This window comes from Citrobacter sp. XY323 (assembly GCF_025106035.1).
GTDB classification, from domain to species: Bacteria; Pseudomonadota; Gammaproteobacteria; order Enterobacterales; family Enterobacteriaceae; genus Citrobacter; species Citrobacter braakii.
The window spans coordinates 15,372-31,939 of record NZ_JANYUK010000026.1; the positions used below are offsets into that span (position 1 = coordinate 15,372).

14 protein-coding genes are annotated in these 16,568 nt (G+C 51.5%); 4 read left to right on the top strand and 10 right to left on the bottom strand.

Annotated elements, in window-relative coordinates:
* The first annotated feature begins 1 nt into the window (after position 1).
* Both thiG and thiH read left to right on the top strand, forming a co-directional pair.
* The gene (thiG, locus tag N0B36_RS24105) at positions 2-772 is read left to right on the top strand and encodes a thiazole synthase (protein WP_109018146.1); all 771 of its coding nucleotides are present in this window, start codon (positions 2-4) and stop codon (positions 770-772) included.
* Complete coding sequence (gene thiH, locus N0B36_RS24110; RefSeq protein ID WP_016157943.1) at positions 769-1,902, top strand: 2-iminoacetate synthase ThiH; 1,134 nt, start codon at positions 769-771, stop codon at positions 1,900-1,902. The genes thiG and thiH overlap by 4 nt, the downstream gene beginning before the upstream one ends.
* Before the next feature lie 120 nt (positions 1,903-2,022).
* Here thiH and cspA read toward each other — a convergent pair whose 3' ends face one another.
* Positions 2,023-2,235: an RNA chaperone/antiterminator CspA gene (gene cspA, locus N0B36_RS24115; RefSeq protein WP_016155304.1), complete on the bottom strand. Its 213-nt coding sequence runs from the start codon at positions 2,233-2,235 to the stop codon at positions 2,023-2,025.
* A 1,090-nt stretch (positions 2,236-3,325) separates the two neighbouring features.
* On the opposite strand from cspA, the gene N0B36_RS24120 reads away from it, so the two are divergent.
* Together N0B36_RS24120 and N0B36_RS24125 are read left to right on the top strand one after the other, a co-directional pair.
* The gene (locus tag N0B36_RS24120; RefSeq protein ID WP_016155303.1) at positions 3,326-3,631 is read left to right on the top strand and encodes a PTS sugar transporter subunit IIB; all 306 of its coding nucleotides are present in this window, start codon (positions 3,326-3,328) and stop codon (positions 3,629-3,631) included.
* A gap of 4 nt (positions 3,632-3,635) precedes the next feature.
* Positions 3,636-3,953, top strand: coding sequence for a PTS lactose/cellobiose transporter subunit IIA (locus tag N0B36_RS24125; protein WP_047415986.1), 318 nt, complete (start codon positions 3,636-3,638; stop codon positions 3,951-3,953).
* Positions 3,954-4,100: 147 nt separating this feature from the next.
* Here the strand turns inward: N0B36_RS24125 and rpoC are convergent, their stop codons facing one another.
* From rpoC to N0B36_RS24170, 9 genes are all read right to left on the bottom strand, one after another.
* Entirely contained in the window at positions 4,101-8,324 is a 4,224-nt protein-coding gene (gene rpoC, locus N0B36_RS24130) for a DNA-directed RNA polymerase subunit beta' (protein ID WP_016155301.1), read from the bottom strand.
* Positions 8,325-8,400: 76 nt separating this feature from the next.
* The gene (gene rpoB, locus N0B36_RS24135) at positions 8,401-12,429 is read right to left on the bottom strand and encodes a DNA-directed RNA polymerase subunit beta (RefSeq protein WP_003033111.1); all 4,029 of its coding nucleotides are present in this window, start codon (positions 12,427-12,429) and stop codon (positions 8,401-8,403) included.
* Between the two features lie 320 nt (positions 12,430-12,749).
* Positions 12,750-13,115, bottom strand: coding sequence for a 50S ribosomal protein L7/L12 (gene rplL, locus N0B36_RS24140; RefSeq protein ID WP_000028882.1), 366 nt, complete (start codon positions 13,113-13,115; stop codon positions 12,750-12,752).
* A 66-nt stretch (positions 13,116-13,181) separates the two neighbouring features.
* Entirely contained in the window at positions 13,182-13,679 is a 498-nt protein-coding gene (rplJ, locus tag N0B36_RS24145; protein ID WP_005132895.1) for a 50S ribosomal protein L10, read from the bottom strand.
* A gap of 358 nt (positions 13,680-14,037) precedes the next feature.
* Complete coding sequence (gene rplA, locus N0B36_RS24150; RefSeq protein WP_016155300.1) at positions 14,038-14,745, bottom strand: 50S ribosomal protein L1; 708 nt, start codon at positions 14,743-14,745, stop codon at positions 14,038-14,040.
* Between the two features lie 3 nt (positions 14,746-14,748).
* On the bottom strand, positions 14,749-15,177 hold the full coding sequence (gene rplK, locus N0B36_RS24155) for a 50S ribosomal protein L11 (protein WP_003033122.1): 429 nt from the start codon (positions 15,175-15,177) through the stop codon (positions 14,749-14,751).
* Positions 15,178-15,332: 155 nt separating this feature from the next.
* Positions 15,333-15,878: a transcription termination/antitermination protein NusG gene (nusG, locus tag N0B36_RS24160; RefSeq protein ID WP_003033125.1), complete on the bottom strand. Its 546-nt coding sequence runs from the start codon at positions 15,876-15,878 to the stop codon at positions 15,333-15,335.
* Between the two features lies 1 nt (position 15,879).
* Complete coding sequence (gene secE, locus N0B36_RS24165) at positions 15,880-16,263, bottom strand: preprotein translocase subunit SecE (protein WP_003033128.1); 384 nt, start codon at positions 16,261-16,263, stop codon at positions 15,880-15,882.
* A 230-nt stretch (positions 16,264-16,493) separates the two neighbouring features.
* A partial coding sequence (locus N0B36_RS24170) for a hypothetical protein (protein WP_170973914.1) occupies positions 16,494-16,568 on the bottom strand: 75 nt, incomplete at its 5' end.

Consider the following 16,568-nt stretch of genomic DNA (forward strand, 5'->3'; position numbering starts at 1 on the left):
TATGTTACGTATTGCCGACAAAACGTTTGATTCACATCTGTTCACCGGCACCGGAAAATTTGCTTCGTCGCAGCTGATGGTCGAGGCGATTCGCGCCTCCGGCAGCCAGTTGGTGACGCTGGCGATGAAGCGCGTGGATTTGCGCCAGCACAACGATGCCATTCTGACCCCACTTATCGACGCGGGGGTGACGCTACTGCCTAACACCTCTGGGGCGAAAACCGCGGAAGAGGCTATTTTCGCCGCCCAACTGGCACGTGAAGCGCTGGGCACAAACTGGCTAAAATTAGAAATCCACCCGGACGCCCGCTGGCTATTGCCGGATCCGATTGAAACGTTAAAAGCCGCGGAAGCATTGGTGAAACTGGGCTTTGTGGTGCTGCCCTACTGCGGCGCGGATCCGGTGCTGTGTAAGCGGCTGGAAGAGGTCGGCTGCGCGGCGGTAATGCCGCTCGGTGCGCCCATCGGTTCTAATCAGGGACTGGAAACGAAAGCGATGCTGGAGATTATTATCCAACAGGCAACCGTACCGGTGGTGGTTGATGCGGGTATCGGCGTCCCCAGCCACGCCACACAGGCGCTGGAAATGGGTGCCGACGCAGTGCTGGTCAACACGGCAATCGCCGTGGCCGACTGCCCGGTCACAATGGCTACCGCCTTCCGTCTGGCGGTTGAAGCGGGCCTTCTGGCGCGCCAGGCGGTACCAGGAAGCAAAAGTTCGCAGGCAAGCGCCACCAGCCCGTTAACCGGATTCCTGGAGGCCTTCGTATGAAAACGTTCAGCGACCGCTGGCGCCAGCTTGACTGGGATGACATCCGCCTGCGTATCAACGGTAAAACCGCCGCTGACGTGGAGCACGCCCTCAACGCTTCACAGCTTAGTCGCGACGATCTGATGGCGTTGCTCTCCCCTGCCGCCGCCGACTTTCTGGAGCCGTTGGCACAGCGAGCGCAGCGCCTGACCCGCCAGCGCTTCGGCAACACGGTCAGCTTTTATGTTCCGCTGTATCTCTCAAATCTTTGCGCCAACGACTGCACCTACTGCGGCTTTTCCATGAGCAACCGTATCAAACGCAAAACGCTGGACGAAGATGAGATAAAACGAGAGTGTACCGCTATCCGTGAGCTGGGTTTTGAGCATCTGTTGTTGGTCACCGGTGAACATCAGGCAAAAGTCGGAATGGATTACTTTCGTCGCCATTTGCCCACCATTCGCCGCCAGTTTGCCTCATTGCAGATGGAAGTTCAGCCGCTGTCAGAGGCTGAATATGCGGAGCTGAAGACTCTGGGACTGGATGGCGTGATGGTGTATCAGGAGAGCTATCATGAGGCGATTTACGCTCGCCACCATCTGAAGGGGAAAAAGCAGGATTTCTTCTGGCGACTGGAAACGCCGGACAGGCTGGGCCGCGCAGGGATCGACAAAATCGGTCTTGGCGCGTTGATTGGTTTGTCCGACAGCTGGCGGGTCGATTGCTATATGGTGGCTGAACATCTGCTGTGGATGCAGCAGCATTACTGGCAGAGCCGCTACTCCATCTCCTTCCCTCGCCTGCGCCCATGCACCGGTGGCGTTGAACCCGCATCGATCATGGACGAGCGACAGTTGGTCCAAACCATTTGCGCGTTTCGTTTACTGGCGCCAGAAATTGAGCTGTCGCTCTCCACCCGCGAATCGCCATGGTTCCGTGATCATGTGATCCCGCTGGCGATCAACAACGTCAGCGCCTTCTCAAAAACACAGCCCGGCGGTTATGCCGATAACCATCCTGAACTGGAACAGTTCTCCCCACACGACGCCCGTCGCCCAGAAGCCGTTGCTGAAGCACTAATGGCGCAGGGGTTACAGCCCGTGTGGAAGGACTGGGACAGCTATCTGGGACGCGCTTCGCAGATGCCGTAAGTCCGGAGCCATCGCATAAAACGAAAAAACCCGCTTTCGCGGGTTTTTTCTTCACTGTCACTTAACTGCTCAGGCTCTGGCCTTCATCGCTATCGTAAGCATTAGTGAAATTATCGGCGATTACAGCGCGACAACATTAACAGCAGACGGGCCTTTAGCGCCATTCTCCACAGAGAACTCCACTTTTTGACCTTCGTCTAATGTTTTAAAATCGTTACTCTGGATAGCAGAGAAATGCACAAACACGTCCTTGCTACCGTCCTGAGGAGTGATAAAGCCGAAGCCTTTCTCAGAGTTAAACCATTTTACTAAACCAGTCATTTTGTTAGACATAGATACTTCCTTTCATATTTTTGAGCCGCTTAAGCAGCGAAGATGGCCTGTTTTGCAGAAATTAACTTATGGGGCACTTAGGGAGGAGGCTCATGAAGAAGAGTATCTGAGGATAACGCTTGAACTGAGAACTGCTTTACTAAAACTGCTTTCATAAGGTCTGTGTATCAAACCGATGTCGCTATAGTAGACTTACTTCTAATCAATAAGCAAGCATTAATTTATTTAATAATCGATTAACGCCGAAATGTTACACCATTGCGGTTGAGCATTTCAGGTAACAACTTGATCTAAAATGAACAAAAGCCCTGACCATTGCAGTCAGGGCTTTAAGTTACTACACACTTCAAATTTAACATTAATAAACTTAACGATTTAGTACTGCTGATGGTACTACTTTAAAATGTACACGTTTACTACAGATAATATTGGATATTGATACTAACTAAAAACGTCCTCTATTTACCGTTAAACACATTCCACCCGCTTGATAATAGAACTCAAGGCTGGTGACCTAAACAAGTACACTTCCCCTCGCGACATATACTCTTTGATGCGTTGCCTTATTTCCCTTGCGATAACCAGAAAACAGAAACCGCAAACATTTACTATTAAATCATGGCGTTACATCGTCGAGTTTTACTAACTATTTGCGATTAGATATATCAACTACGTGGCCTGAAAGCATTGTCGAGGTGAATAAATAGCGTTTTCAGCATCGACTATCCCATACAAAAATACTTCGTGGCCTTTATCGCAACCCCCAATCAAGCTCTACTAACACTTACTACCTTAACAGCAAACTACAATTTCTCCGCTGTTAAGTATTAACATACGGGTTTAAAAAACGCTGTCAATACTGTTTTTTATAACATGTCTTTATTAACAGTGATTATATATTCCTGCATATGATAAATGGGTCAACAATCGCCAAATCAGGGCCAGATCGTAGGGTTGAGCCTCTTTTTGTAACCGGTTTCAGAAAAAGTGACTTTCTTTGTGATGCCTTGCACACAATCGTTGCAAAGCAGTTGTTGCTGCGACTGGCTCGCGATAATTATCAACCCACACATGTTGATCGAGACTACTTATGAAAAACATCGTTTTATGCTGTGCCGCCGGAATGTCCACCAGCATGCTGGTGCAAAAGATGAAAGATGCCGCCCAGAAAAAAGGAGTCGACGTCACTATCAAAGCGGTCCCGGTGGCTGAGTTTGAAGAGAATATCGCCACTGCGGATATCGTATTGCTCGGCCCACAGGTTAAGTATGAACAGGCCAAGCTGCAGGCGCTCGCCGACCCGCTAGGAAAAAAAGTCGCCGTTATCGATATGATGGATTACGGCATGATGAAAGGCGATGCGGTACTGGACAAAGCGCTGAAACTACTGGAGTGATGGCATGGAAGAGTTAGAAACGATCATCATGGAATTATTGGTAAACGCCGGAGCTGCGCGCAGTCAAGCCCTGACGGCGTTGCAACTGGCGCGTAAAGGTGATTTCGCTGGGGCAGAACACGCGATGATAGAATCACGCGAGTATGTTAAACAAGCGCATAAAATCCAGACCCAACTGATCGGAATTGACGAAGGTACCGGCAAACTACCGGTTAATCTCATCACCGTCCATTCCCAGGACCACCTGATGAATGCCATGGTGATTCAGGATCTGGCAGGCGATATGATTGAACTGTATCGACGCTTACCACCAGTAAACTGATCGGATGGCGTAAGCCGTAGGCCTCATAAGCCTGGCGTCATCATGCCGGATGGCAGCTGCTGCCTTATCCGGCCAACATAATACATCTTAAATCCATCGACATAAAAAAACCCGCCGAAGCGGGTTTTTTATTAGCGTCAGCAACGATTAATCGTTGTCAGAACCGCCCAGGCCTGCGTTCAGCAGTTCTGCCAGGCTGGCAGACGCATCTTCAGCAGTCACCTGCGGAGCAGCTGGCAGTTCGCCCGCTGCGCGGCGGCGCATACGATCCTGATGGTACGCATAACCGGTACCCGCCGGGATCAGACGACCCACGATAACGTTCTCTTTCAGACCGCGCAGTTCATCACGTTTACCTGCAACAGCGGCTTCGGTCAGGACACGCGTGGTTTCCTGGAACGATGCTGCAGAGATGAAGGACTCGGTCGCCAGAGACGCTTTGGTGATACCCAGCAGATCGCGGGAGAATGTTGCACCCACTTTGCCGTTCGCTTCCAGATCGCGGTTAGCAATCTTGACGCGGGAGTATTCAACCTGCTCGCCTTCCAGGAAGTCGGAGCTACCAGCGCTTTCGATGGTGGCTTTACGCAGCATCTGACGAACGATAACTTCGATGTGCTTATCGTTAATCTTAACGCCCTGCAGACGGTATACGTCCTGAACTTCGTTAACGATATAACGAGTTACAGCATGCACACCACGCAGACGCAGGATGTCGTGCGGCGCTTCCGGACCGTCGGAAACAACGTCACCACGTTCTACACGTTCACCTTCGAACACGTTGAGCTGACGCCATTTCGGAATCATCTCTTCGTACGGCTCGCTACCGTCTACCGGGGTGATAACCAGACGACGTTTACCTTTGGTTTCTTTACCGAAGGAAATGATGCCGCTGATTTCAGCCAGGATTGCCGGCTCTTTCGGACGACGTGCTTCGAACAGGTCCGCAACGCGCGGCAGACCACCGGTGATATCCTTGGTACCGCCGGATTCCTGCGGAACACGCGCCAGGGTGTCACCAGAACTGATCTGTACGCCATCTTCCAGCTGAACAATCGCTTTACCCGGCAGGAAGTACTGAGCAGGCATATCGGTGCCTGGGATCAGAACGTCGTTGCCCTGAGCATCAACAATTTTCAGTGCCGGACGCAGGTCTTTACCACCCGCAGTACGTTCTGCAGAATCCAGAACCACCAGAGAAGACAGACCGGTCAGCTCGTCGGTCTGACGAGTAATGGTCTGGCCGTCGATCATGTCAGTGAAGCGGACGAAACCACTCACTTCGGTGATAACCGGCATGGTGTGCGGATCCCAGTTCGCTACGGTTTCGCCGCCAGCAACCTGTTCGCCATCACCTTTCGCCATAACGGAGCCGTAAGGCACTTTATAGCTTTCTTTGGTACGGCCGAATTCGTCGATCAGTTTCAGTTCGGTGTTACGTGAGGTGATAACCAGTTTACCGCTGGAGTTAACAACCGACTTCGCATTGCTCAGACGGATGCTACCTTTATTTTTCACCTGGATGCTGGATTCAGCAGCCGCACGAGATGCCGCACCACCGATGTGGAACGTACGCATCGTCAGCTGTGTACCCGGTTCACCGATGGACTGTGCAGCGATAACGCCGATTGCTTCACCTTTATTGATGATGTGGCCACGCGCCAGGTCACGACCATAGCAGTGCGCACATACACCAAAGTCGGTGTCACAGGATACAACGGAACGGACTTTGACGGAGTCAACGGAGTTCTCTTCCAGCAGGTCACACCACTGTTCGTGCAGCAGCGTGTTGCGTGGAACCAGAATATCCGCCGTACCCGGCTTCAGAACGTCTTCAGCAGTCACACGACCCAGAACGCGATCGCGCAGCGGTTCTTTAACGTCACCACCCTCGATAACCGGGGTCATGGTGATGCCTTCCAGCGTGCCGCAATCGTCTTCAGTAACAACCAAGTCCTGCGCAACGTCAACCAGACGACGAGTCAGATAACCGGAGTTCGCTGTTTTCAGTGCGGTATCCGCCAGACCTTTACGAGCACCGTGAGTAGAGATGAAGTACTGGAGTACGTTCAGACCTTCACGGAAGTTCGCGGTGATTGGCGTTTCGATGATGGAGCCATCTGGCTTAGCCATCAGACCACGCATACCAGCCAGCTGACGAATCTGTGCTGCAGAACCACGCGCACCGGAGTCGGCCATCATGTAGATGCTGTTGAAGGAAACCTGCTGTTCTTCTACGCCGTCACGGTTAATCACGGTTTCGGTTTGCAGGTTATCCATCATCGCTTTGGATACACGATCGTTCGCCGCAGCCCAGATATCGATAACTTTGTTATAGCGTTCGCCTGCGGTTACCAGACCAGACTGGAACTGCTCCTGGATCTCAGCAACTTCAGCTTCCGCTTCAGAGATGATCTCGTGTTTCTTCTCTGGGATGACCATGTCATCAATACCAACAGATGCACCTGAACGCGCTGCATAAGCAAAGCCGGTGTACATTGTCTGGTCAGCGAAGATAACGGTCGGCTTGAGGCCCAGAATGCGGTAACAGGTGTTCAGCATTTTGGAGATTGCTTTCTTGCCCAGCGCCTGGTTGACGATGGAGAAAGGCAGACCTTTCGGTACGATCATCCACAGAATGGCGCGACCAACGGTCGTGTCTTTCAGGCTGGTGTGCGCAACGAATTCGCCGTTTTCATCTTTTTCGTATTCAGTGATACGCACTTTAACGCGCGCATGCAGAGAGGCCAGACCTGCGCGATAGATACGCTCAGCTTCTTTCGGGCCAGTCAGCACCATGCCTTCGCCTTTGGCGTTAACACAGTCACGGGTCATGTAGTACAGACCCAATACAACGTCCTGAGACGGAACGATGATAGGTTCGCCGTTCGCCGGAGACAGGATGTTGTTGGTAGACATCATCAGCGCACGCGCTTCGAGCTGGGCTTCCAGCGTCAGCGGTACGTGAACAGCCATCTGGTCACCATCGAAGTCGGCGTTATATGCCGCACAAACCAGCGGGTGCAGCTGGATAGCTTTACCTTCGATCAGTACCGGTTCAAATGCCTGGATACCCAGACGGTGCAGGGTTGGTGCACGGTTCAGCAGTACCGGGTGTTCGCGGATAACTTCGTCCAGGATATCCCAAACGACAGCTTCTTCACGCTCAACCATTTTCTTAGCGGCTTTGATGGTGGTGGCCAGGCCACGCAGTTCCAGCTTGCCGTAAATGAACGGTTTGAACAGTTCCAGTGCCATTTTCTTCGGCAGACCGCACTGATGCAGACGCAGGTATGGACCTACGGTGATTACAGAACGACCGGAGTAGTCAACACGCTTACCGAGCAGGTTCTGACGGAAACGACCCTGTTTACCTTTGATCATATCGGCCAAAGATTTCAGAGGACGTTTGTTAGAACCGGTGATCGCACGACCACGACGACCGTTATCCAGCAGGGCGTCAACCGCTTCCTGCAGCATACGTTTTTCGTTACGTACGATGATGTCCGGCGCAGCCAGATCCAGCAGACGTTTCAAACGGTTGTTACGGTTGATCACGCGACGGTACAGATCGTTCAGATCTGATGTTGCGAAACGACCACCATCCAGCGGAACCAGCGGACGCAGATCTGGCGGCAGAACCGGCAGAACAGTCAGGATCATCCACTCTGGCTTGTTGCCAGACTGTACGAATGCTTCCAGCAGTTTGATACGTTTGGTCAGCTTCTTACGCTTGGTTTCGGAGTTGGTTTCGTTCAGCTCTTCGCGCAGAGTTTCGCACTCTTGCTCCAGATCCATGCTCTTCAGCAGGGCCTGGATTGCTTCCGCACCCATCTTCGCGTCGAATTCGTCACCGAACTCTTCCAGCGCGTCCAGATACTGCTCTTCAGTCAGGATCTGTTGACGTTCCAGGTTAGTCATACCGCCTTCGATAACCACATAAGATTCGAAGTACAGTACGCGTTCGATATCGCGCAGCGGCATATCGAGCAGCAAACCGATACGGGACGGCAGAGATTTCAGGAACCAGATGTGAGCGGTCGGAGACGCCAGCTCGATGTGGCCCATACGCTCACGGCGTACTTTAGTTTGGGTCACTTCAACGCCGCACTTCTCACAGATCACACCGCGGTGTTTCAGGCGCTTGTACTTACCGCACAGGCACTCATAGTCTTTTACCGGCCCAAAGATACGGGCGCAGAAAAGGCCGTCACGTTCAGGTTTGAACGTACGGTAGTTGATGGTTTCCGGCTTCTTAACTTCACCGAAAGACCATGAACGGATCATGTCTGGCGAGGCCAGAGCAATTTTGATCGCATCAAACTCTTCGGTTTTAGTCTGCGCTTTCAGAAACTTTAATAAATCTTTCACGGATTTGCTCCCGTCGGAGTTAGCACAATCTGGCGCTGGCTGTTACGCCAGCACCAGTGACCTGTTTGATCGAGAGTTACTCGTCTTCCAGCTCGATGTTGATACCCAGCGAACGAATCTCTTTCAACAATACGTTGAAGGATTCCGGCATGCCTGGTTCCATCTGATGGTTGCCGTCCACGATGTTTTTATACATCTTAGTACGACCGTTCACGTCATCAGACTTAACGGTGAGCATTTCCTGCAGGGTGTATGCCGCGCCGTATGCTTCAAGCGCCCACACTTCCATCTCCCCGAAGCGCTGACCACCGAACTGAGCCTTACCACCCAGCGGCTGCTGAGTAACCAGGCTGTAAGAACCGGTAGAACGCGCATGCATCTTGTCATCAACCAGGTGGTTCAGTTTCAGCATGTACATGTAGCCAACGGTAACCTGGCGCTCGAACTGCTCACCGGTACGACCGTCGAACAGTGTGATCTGACCGGAAGTCGGCAGGCCACCCAGCTGTAACAGTTCCTTGATTTCAGACTCTTTCGCACCGTCGAACACCGGCGTTGCGATTGGCATACCTTTTTTCAGGTTTTCAGCCAGACGCAGAACTTCTTCATCGCTGAAGGTATTCAGGTCAACTTTCTGACGAACATCTGAACCCAGATCGTAAGCACGCTGGATGAATTCGCGCAGTTTCGCGACTTCCTGCTGCTGTTTCAGCATGGCGTTGATCTTATCGCCGATACCTTTCGCAGCCATACCCAGGTGGGTTTCAAGGATCTGACCGATGTTCATACGCGATGGTACGCCCAGCGGGTTCAGCACGATATCTACCGGCGTACCGTTAGCATCGTGTGGCATATCTTCGATCGGGTTGATCTTAGAGATTACACCCTTGTTACCGTGACGACCTGCCATCTTATCACCAGGCTGGATCCGACGTTTAACCGCCAGATAAACCTTAACAATCTTCAGCACGCCCGGTGCCAGATCGTCGCCCTGAGTGATTTTACGGCGTTTCGCTTCGAGTTTTTTCTCGAACTCGTGTTTCAGTTCGTCGTACTGCTCAGCCAGTTGTTCCAGCTGATTTTGTTTCTCTTCGTCGGTCAGGCCGAGTTCTAACCAGCGATCGCGCGGCAGTTTGTCGAGCTTCTCAGCTTCAACACCACCGGAAACCAGCACAGCGTAGATACGGCTGAACAGGCCAGCTTCGAGGATTTGCAGTTCTTCAGACAGGTCTTTTTTCGCCTGCTTCAGCTGCATCTCTTCGATTTCCAGCGCACGTTTGTCTTTTTCTACGCCATCGCGAGTAAAGACCTGAACGTCGATAATCGTACCGGAAACACCGTTTGGCACGCGCAGAGAAGAGTCTTTAACGTCAGACGCTTTCTCACCGAAGATCGCACGCAGCAGCTTCTCTTCTGGCGTCAGCTGGGTTTCACCTTTCGGCGTTACCTTACCAACCAGAATATCGCCACCGGTTACTTCCGCGCCGATATAAACGATACCGGATTCATCCAGTTTGGAGAGCGCAGCTTCACCCACGTTCGGGATGTCAGCGGTGATCTCTTCCGGCCCCAGCTTGGTGTCACGGGACACACATGCCAGTTCCTGAATGTGGATGGTGGTGAAACGGTCTTCCTGGACAACACGCTCAGATACGAGGATGGAGTCTTCGAAGTTGTAACCATTCCATGGCATGAATGCCACGCGCATGTTCTGACCGAGCGCCAGTTCACCGAGGTCGGTGGACGGACCGTCTGCCAGCACATCACCACGTTCAACCGGTTCGCCCAGAGATACGCAAGGCATCTGGTTGATACAGGTGTTCTGGTTAGAACGGGTGTATTTGGTCAGGTTATAAATGTCGATACCTGCTTCGCCCGGGTACATCTCGTCTTCGTTAACTTTGATAACGATACGGGAAGCATCCACGTACTGGACAGTACCGCCACGTTTAGCAACCGCGGTAACACCGGAGTCGACGGCAACAGCACGTTCCATACCGGTACCAACCAGCGGCTTATCAGCACGCAGAGTCGGAACCGCCTGACGTTGCATGTTCGCACCCATCAATGCACGGTTGGCGTCATCGTGTTCCAGGAACGGGATCAGGGACGCACCGACGGATACCACCTGCTGGGTGGATACGTCCATGTAGTCAACCTGGTCACGGCTGAACAAGCTGGATTCGCCTTTGCTACGGCAGGTAACCAGATCTTCTACAAAGTGGCCTTCGTCATCCAGGTTGGAGTTCGCCTGAGCGATAACGTAGTTGCCTTCTTCGATAGCAGACAGGTAATGAATTTCGTCAGTTACAACACCGTCGGTCACTTTACGGTACGGAGTCTCGAGGAAGCCGTATTCGTTAGTCTGTGCGTACACGGACAAGGAGTTAATCAGACCGATGTTCGGACCTTCAGGCGTTTCGATTGGACATACGCGACCGTAGTGAGTCGGGTGTACGTCTCGAACTTCGAAGCCTGCGCGTTCACGGGTCAAACCGCCTGGGCCGAGTGCAGAGATACGACGTTTGTGCGTAATCTCAGACAGCGGGTTGTTCTGGTCCATAAACTGAGACAGCTGGCTGGAACCAAAGAACTCTTTCACTGCTGCAGAAATCGGCTTAGCGTTGATCATATCCTGAGGCATCAGGGTATCCAGATCGCCCAGAGACAGACGCTCTTTCACCGCACGCTCAACACGTACCAGGCCAACGCGGAACTGGTTTTCCGCCATTTCGCCTACGGAACGGATACGACGGTTACCGAGGTGGTCGATATCATCGACTTCGCCTTTACCGTTACGGATATCGATGAGCTTCTTCATCACTTCGATGATGTCGTCTTTGCTCAGGATACCGGAACCTTCGATTTCGTCGCGCAACAGAGAACGGTTGAACTTCATACGACCAACCGCAGACAGGTCATAGCGGTCTTCGGAGAAGAACAGGTTCTCGAACAGGCTTTCAGCAGCTTCACGCGTCGGCGGCTCACCAGGGCGCATCATGCGGTAGATTTCTACCAGCGCGCTCAGACGATCGTTGGTTGGGTCGACGCGTACAGTTTCAGAAATGTACGGACCGTGGTCCAGATCGTTGGTGAACAGCGTTTCGATACGCTTGTGGCCAGACTGGCTCAGCTTAGCCAGCAGATCCAGACTCAGCTCCATGTTAGCTGCGCAGATCAGCTCGCCAGTAGATTCGTCAACGTAGTCTTTAGCCGCAACTTTACCAGCAATGTATTCAACCGGAACTTCGATATGTTTGATATCGTCTTTTTCCAGTTGGCGAATGTGGCGCGCAGTGATGCGACGGCCTTTTTCGACGTAGACTTTGCCGTTAGCTTCGATGTCAAAGGAGGCGGTTTCACCACGCAGGCGTTCCGGCACCAGTTCCATCTGCAGCTTGTTGTCACGAATTTCGAAAACAACTTTCTCAAAGAACAGGTCAAGGATCTGCTCAGTGGTGTAGTTCAGTGCACGCAGAATAATGGTCGCAGGCAGTTTACGGCGACGGTCAATACGTACGAACAGGTTGTCCTTCGGATCGAATTCGAAGTCCAGCCAGGAACCACGGTAAGGGATAATACGCGCGTTATACAGCACTTTACCCGAAGAGTGGGTTTTACCTTTGTCGGAGTCAAAGAAGACGCCAGGACTACGGTGCAGCTGAGAAACGATAACACGCTCAGTACCGTTGATAACAAAGGTACCGTTGTCTGTCATGAGCGGAATTTCGCCCATGTAGACTTCTTGTTCTTTAATGTCTTTTACGGTGCCTTCCGGCGCTTCGCGCTCGTAGATCACCAGGCGCAGTTTTACGCGCAGCGGTGCGGAATAGGTCACGCCACGGATCTGACATTCCTGAACGTCAAACACCGGTTCGCCAAGGCGGTAGCTGACGTATTGCAGCTCGGAATTACCGCTGTAGCTCTGAATCGGGAAAACGGAACGGAAAGCTGCTTCCAGACCATACTGCCCTTCAGGATCTTGCTCGATGAACTTCTGAAACGAGTCAAGCTGGATAGAAAGGAGATAAGGTATGTCCAACACTTGCGGACGTTTACCAAAATCCTTACGAATACGTTTTTTCTCGGTATAGGAGTAAACCATTAGGGTTCCTCAGCTCGCTGACAAGTCGACCCATCTGTCCGACGAAGGGACAGTTTGTGCAACACTATTTTGTTGACCGGAAAATCGAATACTTTCCGCAATGCCTGTTGCTATCACGCTTAAACCATTTCATTGCGATTTACACAGAACTGACGTTCTGTCGCAGTATATTAAGACGTCGATAGAAACAAGCATTGAAAGGCACAGCAGTAGTCAAACAGTGTGAAATGCTACTGGCGCCTTACAGCGCAAAAAGGCTGGTGACTAAAAAGTCACCAGCCATCAGCCTAATTTCTTAGGCTGCAACCAGAAAAGTTGGCTTATTTAACTTCAACTTCAGCGCCAGCTTCTTCCAGAGATTTTTTCAGTGCTTCTGCGTCGTCTTTGCTCACGCCTTCTTTCAGCGCAGCCGGTGCAGATTCTACCAGGTCTTTAGCTTCTTTCAGACCCAGGCCAGTTGCGCCACGTACTGCTTTGATAACAGCAACTTTGTTAGCGCCAGCAGCTTTCAGAATTACGTCGAATTCAGTTTTTTCTTCAGCAGCTTCAGCCGGGCCAGCAGCTACAGCTACAGCAGCAGCAGCAGAAACACCGAATTTTTCTTCCATTGCAGAAATCAGTTCTACAACGTCCATTACGGACATAGCGGATACTGCTTCAATGATTTGATCTTTAGTGATAGACATTTAAATTGTTCCTGAAAATCAGAATAAGTTTATACGTAAGCAGATGCTTTACAAAGATAACTGCGATTAAGCAGCTTCTTTCGCATCGCGTACAGCAGCCAGAGTACGAACCAGTTTGCCAGCCGAAGCTTCTTTCATGGTTGCCATCAGGCGTGCAATTGCTTCTTCGTAGGTCGGCAGAGTTGCCAGGCGATCGATATTCGATGCCGTAATCAACTCACCTTCAAAGGCTGCGGCTTTGACCTCAAATTTTGCATTCGCTTTCGCGAACTCTTTGAACAGACGAGCAGCAGCGCCCGGGTGTTCCATAGAGTATGCAATCAGGGTCGGACCAACAAACGTGTCTTTCAGGCACTCGAACTGAGTACCTTCAACGACGCGGCGCAGCAGGGTGTTACGAACAACACGCATGTATACGCCAGCTTCACGACCTGCTTTACGCAGTTCAGTCATTTTATCTACAGTTACGCCACGGGAATCCGCAACTACTGCAGACAGCGCGCCTTTGGCTACTTCGCTGACTTCAGCAACAATCGCTTGTTTGTCTTGAAGATTTAAAGCCATTAGCTTTGCTCCTGGATGTTTGCCGGAACTCATGTTCCGGAACTCACTTCACTCCCCCCAACGGAGAGAGCGTCTAAATACGGTGAGCAGAAACAAGCCAGAGTATCAGAAATAATCTTAGCGTTCTGTCACCGTCTACGCAGGGCATTAAGTTTCTTACGAAACACCTGCGGTCTTCGACGGAGGCCTGGATTAGGCCAGGCTCCAACGAACAAATCTTTTCTATCTGTCGCTATTCAATCTGTAGTGGCGTTGACCGCCTTGCCACAGCCTGAATATCTCAGATATACGTCTGCAATTAGCAGAATACGTGGGGGTAAGATTGTAGACAAAATCACCGCCCACGTAAAGGCGAATATTAGTTCGCCACAGTCGCAGTCAGACCGGACTGATCAACGGCAACGCCAGCACCCATGGTGGTGGAGATGCTAACTTTCTTGATGTACACGCCTTTTGCCTGAGTCGGTTTTGCTTTTTTCAGCGCAACCAGCAGAGCTTCCAGGTTTTCTTTCAGTTTGTCAGCGTCAAAATCCACTTTACCGATGGTGGTGTGGATGATGCCGTTTTTGTCGTTACGGTAACGAACCTGACCAGCTTTAGCATTCTTAACAGCTTCAGCAACGTTAGGAGTTACAGTACCAACTTTCGGGTTTGGCATCAGGCCGCGCGGACCCAGAACCTGACCCAGCTGGCCAACAACGCGCATTGCATCCGGGGAAGCAATAACAACGTCAAAGTTCATTTCGCCTTTCTTGATCTGTTCAGCCAGATCTTCCATACCTACCAGCTCAGCGCCTGCAGCTTTAGCAGCTTCAGCGTTTGCACCCTGGGTAAATACGGCTACGCGAACGGAACGGCCAGTACCGTGCGGCAGTACAGTTGCACCACGTACGTTCTGGTCAGATTTACGAGCATCGATGCCGAGGTTAACAGCAACGTCCACGCTTTCTACGAATTTAGCAGTGGCCAGCTCTTTCAGCAGAGCGATAGCTTCGTTGATGTCATACTGCTTAGTAGCATCAACTTTGTCACGGATCACGGACATGCGCTTGGTCAGTTTAGCCATTTCTTAGTCCTCCACTACCAGGCCCATGGAACGTGCAGTACCTTCAATGGAGCGAGTCATCGCTTCAATGTCGGAACCAGTCATGTCGGCAGCTTTGGTCTGCGCGATTTCCTGCAGCTGAGCGCGGGAAATTTTACCCACTTTGTCTTTGTTCGGCTTGCCGGAACCAGACTTGATACCAGCCGCTTTCTTCAGCAGAACTGCTGCCGGAGGCGTTTTGGTAACGAAAGTGAAAGAACGGTCAGCGTAAACGGTGATAACAACCGGGATTGGCAGACCTTTTTCCATGGAATCAGTTTTAGCGTTGAACGCTTTGCAGAATTCCATGATGTTCACGCCTTGTTGACCCAGTGCAGGACCTACCGGCGGACTCGGGTTAGCCATACCAGCTGCAACCTGCAGCTTGACATAGGCTTGGACTTTCTTAGCCATTCTAAATTCCTCTAGTTGGGTTATAGCGCCTCAAGGAGGCTCCCCGTGATTAAATTCGTTTTACGGATAGGATCCATAAAAACAAAAGGCGCGAAATTGTATTCCAATCTCGCGCCTTGTGCAACGATTAAATCGTCGCTTTTTTGATCGGGGTGTTAGGCTTTTTCAACCTGAGCGAAGTCCAGTTCAACTGGAGTCGCACGACCGAAGATAGATACGGAAACTTTCAGACGAGACTTCTCGTAGTCCACTTCTTCAACCACGCCGTTAAAGTCAGCGAACGGACCGTCGCTAACGCGAACCATTTCACCTGGCTCAAACATCGTTTTCGGACGCGGCTTGTCGCCAACCTGCTGCAGACGGTTCATGATCGCATCAACTTCTTTGTCGCTGATCGGCGCCGGACGGTCAGAAGTACCGCCGATAAAGCCCATCACACGCGGCACGCTGCGCACCAGGTGCCAGCTTGCGTCATTCATCACCATCTGGACCAATACATAGCCCGGGAAGAATTTACGTTCGCTCTTGCGACGCTGACCGCCACGGATTTCGACCACTTCTTCGGTCGGCACCATGACTTCGCCAAACAACTCTTCCATATTTTGTAACTTGATATATTCGCGCAGCGATGTAGCTACGCGGCCTTCAAAACCGGAAAACGCCTGAACGACGTACCAGCGCTTTTTAGGGGCTTCAGACATCTTAGAACCTCAGGCCAGTGATAAAGGATACCAGGCGAACCAGAATACCATCCAGTCCCCACAGGATCAGTGACATTACTGCGGTAACCGCAGCCACAATTAATGTGGTGTGCAATGTTTCCTGGCGAGTTGGCCAAATGACCTTACGGACTTCGGTTCTCGCTTCACGGGCAAAAGCAACGGTCGCTTTACCTTTTGTTGTCAACAGCGCGACACCACCCGCTGCGGCAATCAGAATCACTACGGCCAGCGCACGCAGCGGCAGCATCATGTCACGATAGAGGTAGTTGCCAACGATAGCTACAAGCAGCAATACAGCGACAACAACCCACTTCATCGCTTCCAGGCCGCGCCCGCTTCCTTGAGCTTCGGTATTCGCACTCATAAACCAACCTGTCAGAAGTATTCTACAAACATTTTCACCCCGCGTAAGCGAGGCGATCCAAACCGAAATGCTCTGGTGCGTTTCGGACTAAACGCCCTCTTCAGAGCCTGTCTCAGCAATGATTATGACAAATAAAATCACTGATGAGCCAGGTTCTGGTGTGAAAGCGTGCAAAAAGGGCATCAAATGATGCCCTTTTATTGCGCATTGCGTCAAATGTTATTCGGCAATTAGCTCATTACTTTAGCAACAACGCCCGCACCAACAGTACGGCCGCCTTCACGGATTGCGAAACGCAGACCGTC

Excerpts from the sequence above, each read along its gene's own strand:
- rpoB (WP_003033111.1), bottom strand. The coding sequence starts at position 12,429 with ATGGTTTACTCCTATACCGAGAAAAAACGTATTCGTAAGGATTTTGGT.
- N0B36_RS24125 (WP_047415986.1), top strand. The coding sequence starts at position 3,636 with ATGGAAGAGTTAGAAACGATCATCATGGAATTATTGGTAAACGCCGGA.
- thiG (WP_109018146.1), top strand. The coding sequence starts at position 2 with ATGTTACGTATTGCCGACAAAACGTTTGATTCACATCTGTTCACCGGC.
- rplK (WP_003033122.1), bottom strand. The coding sequence starts at position 15,177 with ATGGCTAAGAAAGTCCAAGCCTATGTCAAGCTGCAGGTTGCAGCTGGT.
- rplA (WP_016155300.1), bottom strand. The coding sequence starts at position 14,745 with ATGGCTAAACTGACCAAGCGCATGTCCGTGATCCGTGACAAAGTTGAT.
- secE (WP_003033128.1), bottom strand. The coding sequence starts at position 16,263 with ATGAGTGCGAATACCGAAGCTCAAGGAAGCGGGCGCGGCCTGGAAGCG.
- rplL (WP_000028882.1), bottom strand. The coding sequence starts at position 13,115 with ATGTCTATCACTAAAGATCAAATCATTGAAGCAGTATCCGCTATGTCC.
- nusG (WP_003033125.1), bottom strand. The coding sequence starts at position 15,878 with ATGTCTGAAGCCCCTAAAAAGCGCTGGTACGTCGTTCAGGCGTTTTCC.
- thiH (WP_016157943.1), top strand. The coding sequence starts at position 769 with ATGAAAACGTTCAGCGACCGCTGGCGCCAGCTTGACTGGGATGACATC.
- N0B36_RS24120 (WP_016155303.1), top strand. The coding sequence starts at position 3,326 with ATGAAAAACATCGTTTTATGCTGTGCCGCCGGAATGTCCACCAGCATG.
- cspA (WP_016155304.1), bottom strand. The coding sequence starts at position 2,235 with ATGTCTAACAAAATGACTGGTTTAGTAAAATGGTTTAACTCTGAGAAA.
- rplJ (WP_005132895.1), bottom strand. The coding sequence starts at position 13,679 with ATGGCTTTAAATCTTCAAGACAAACAAGCGATTGTTGCTGAAGTCAGC.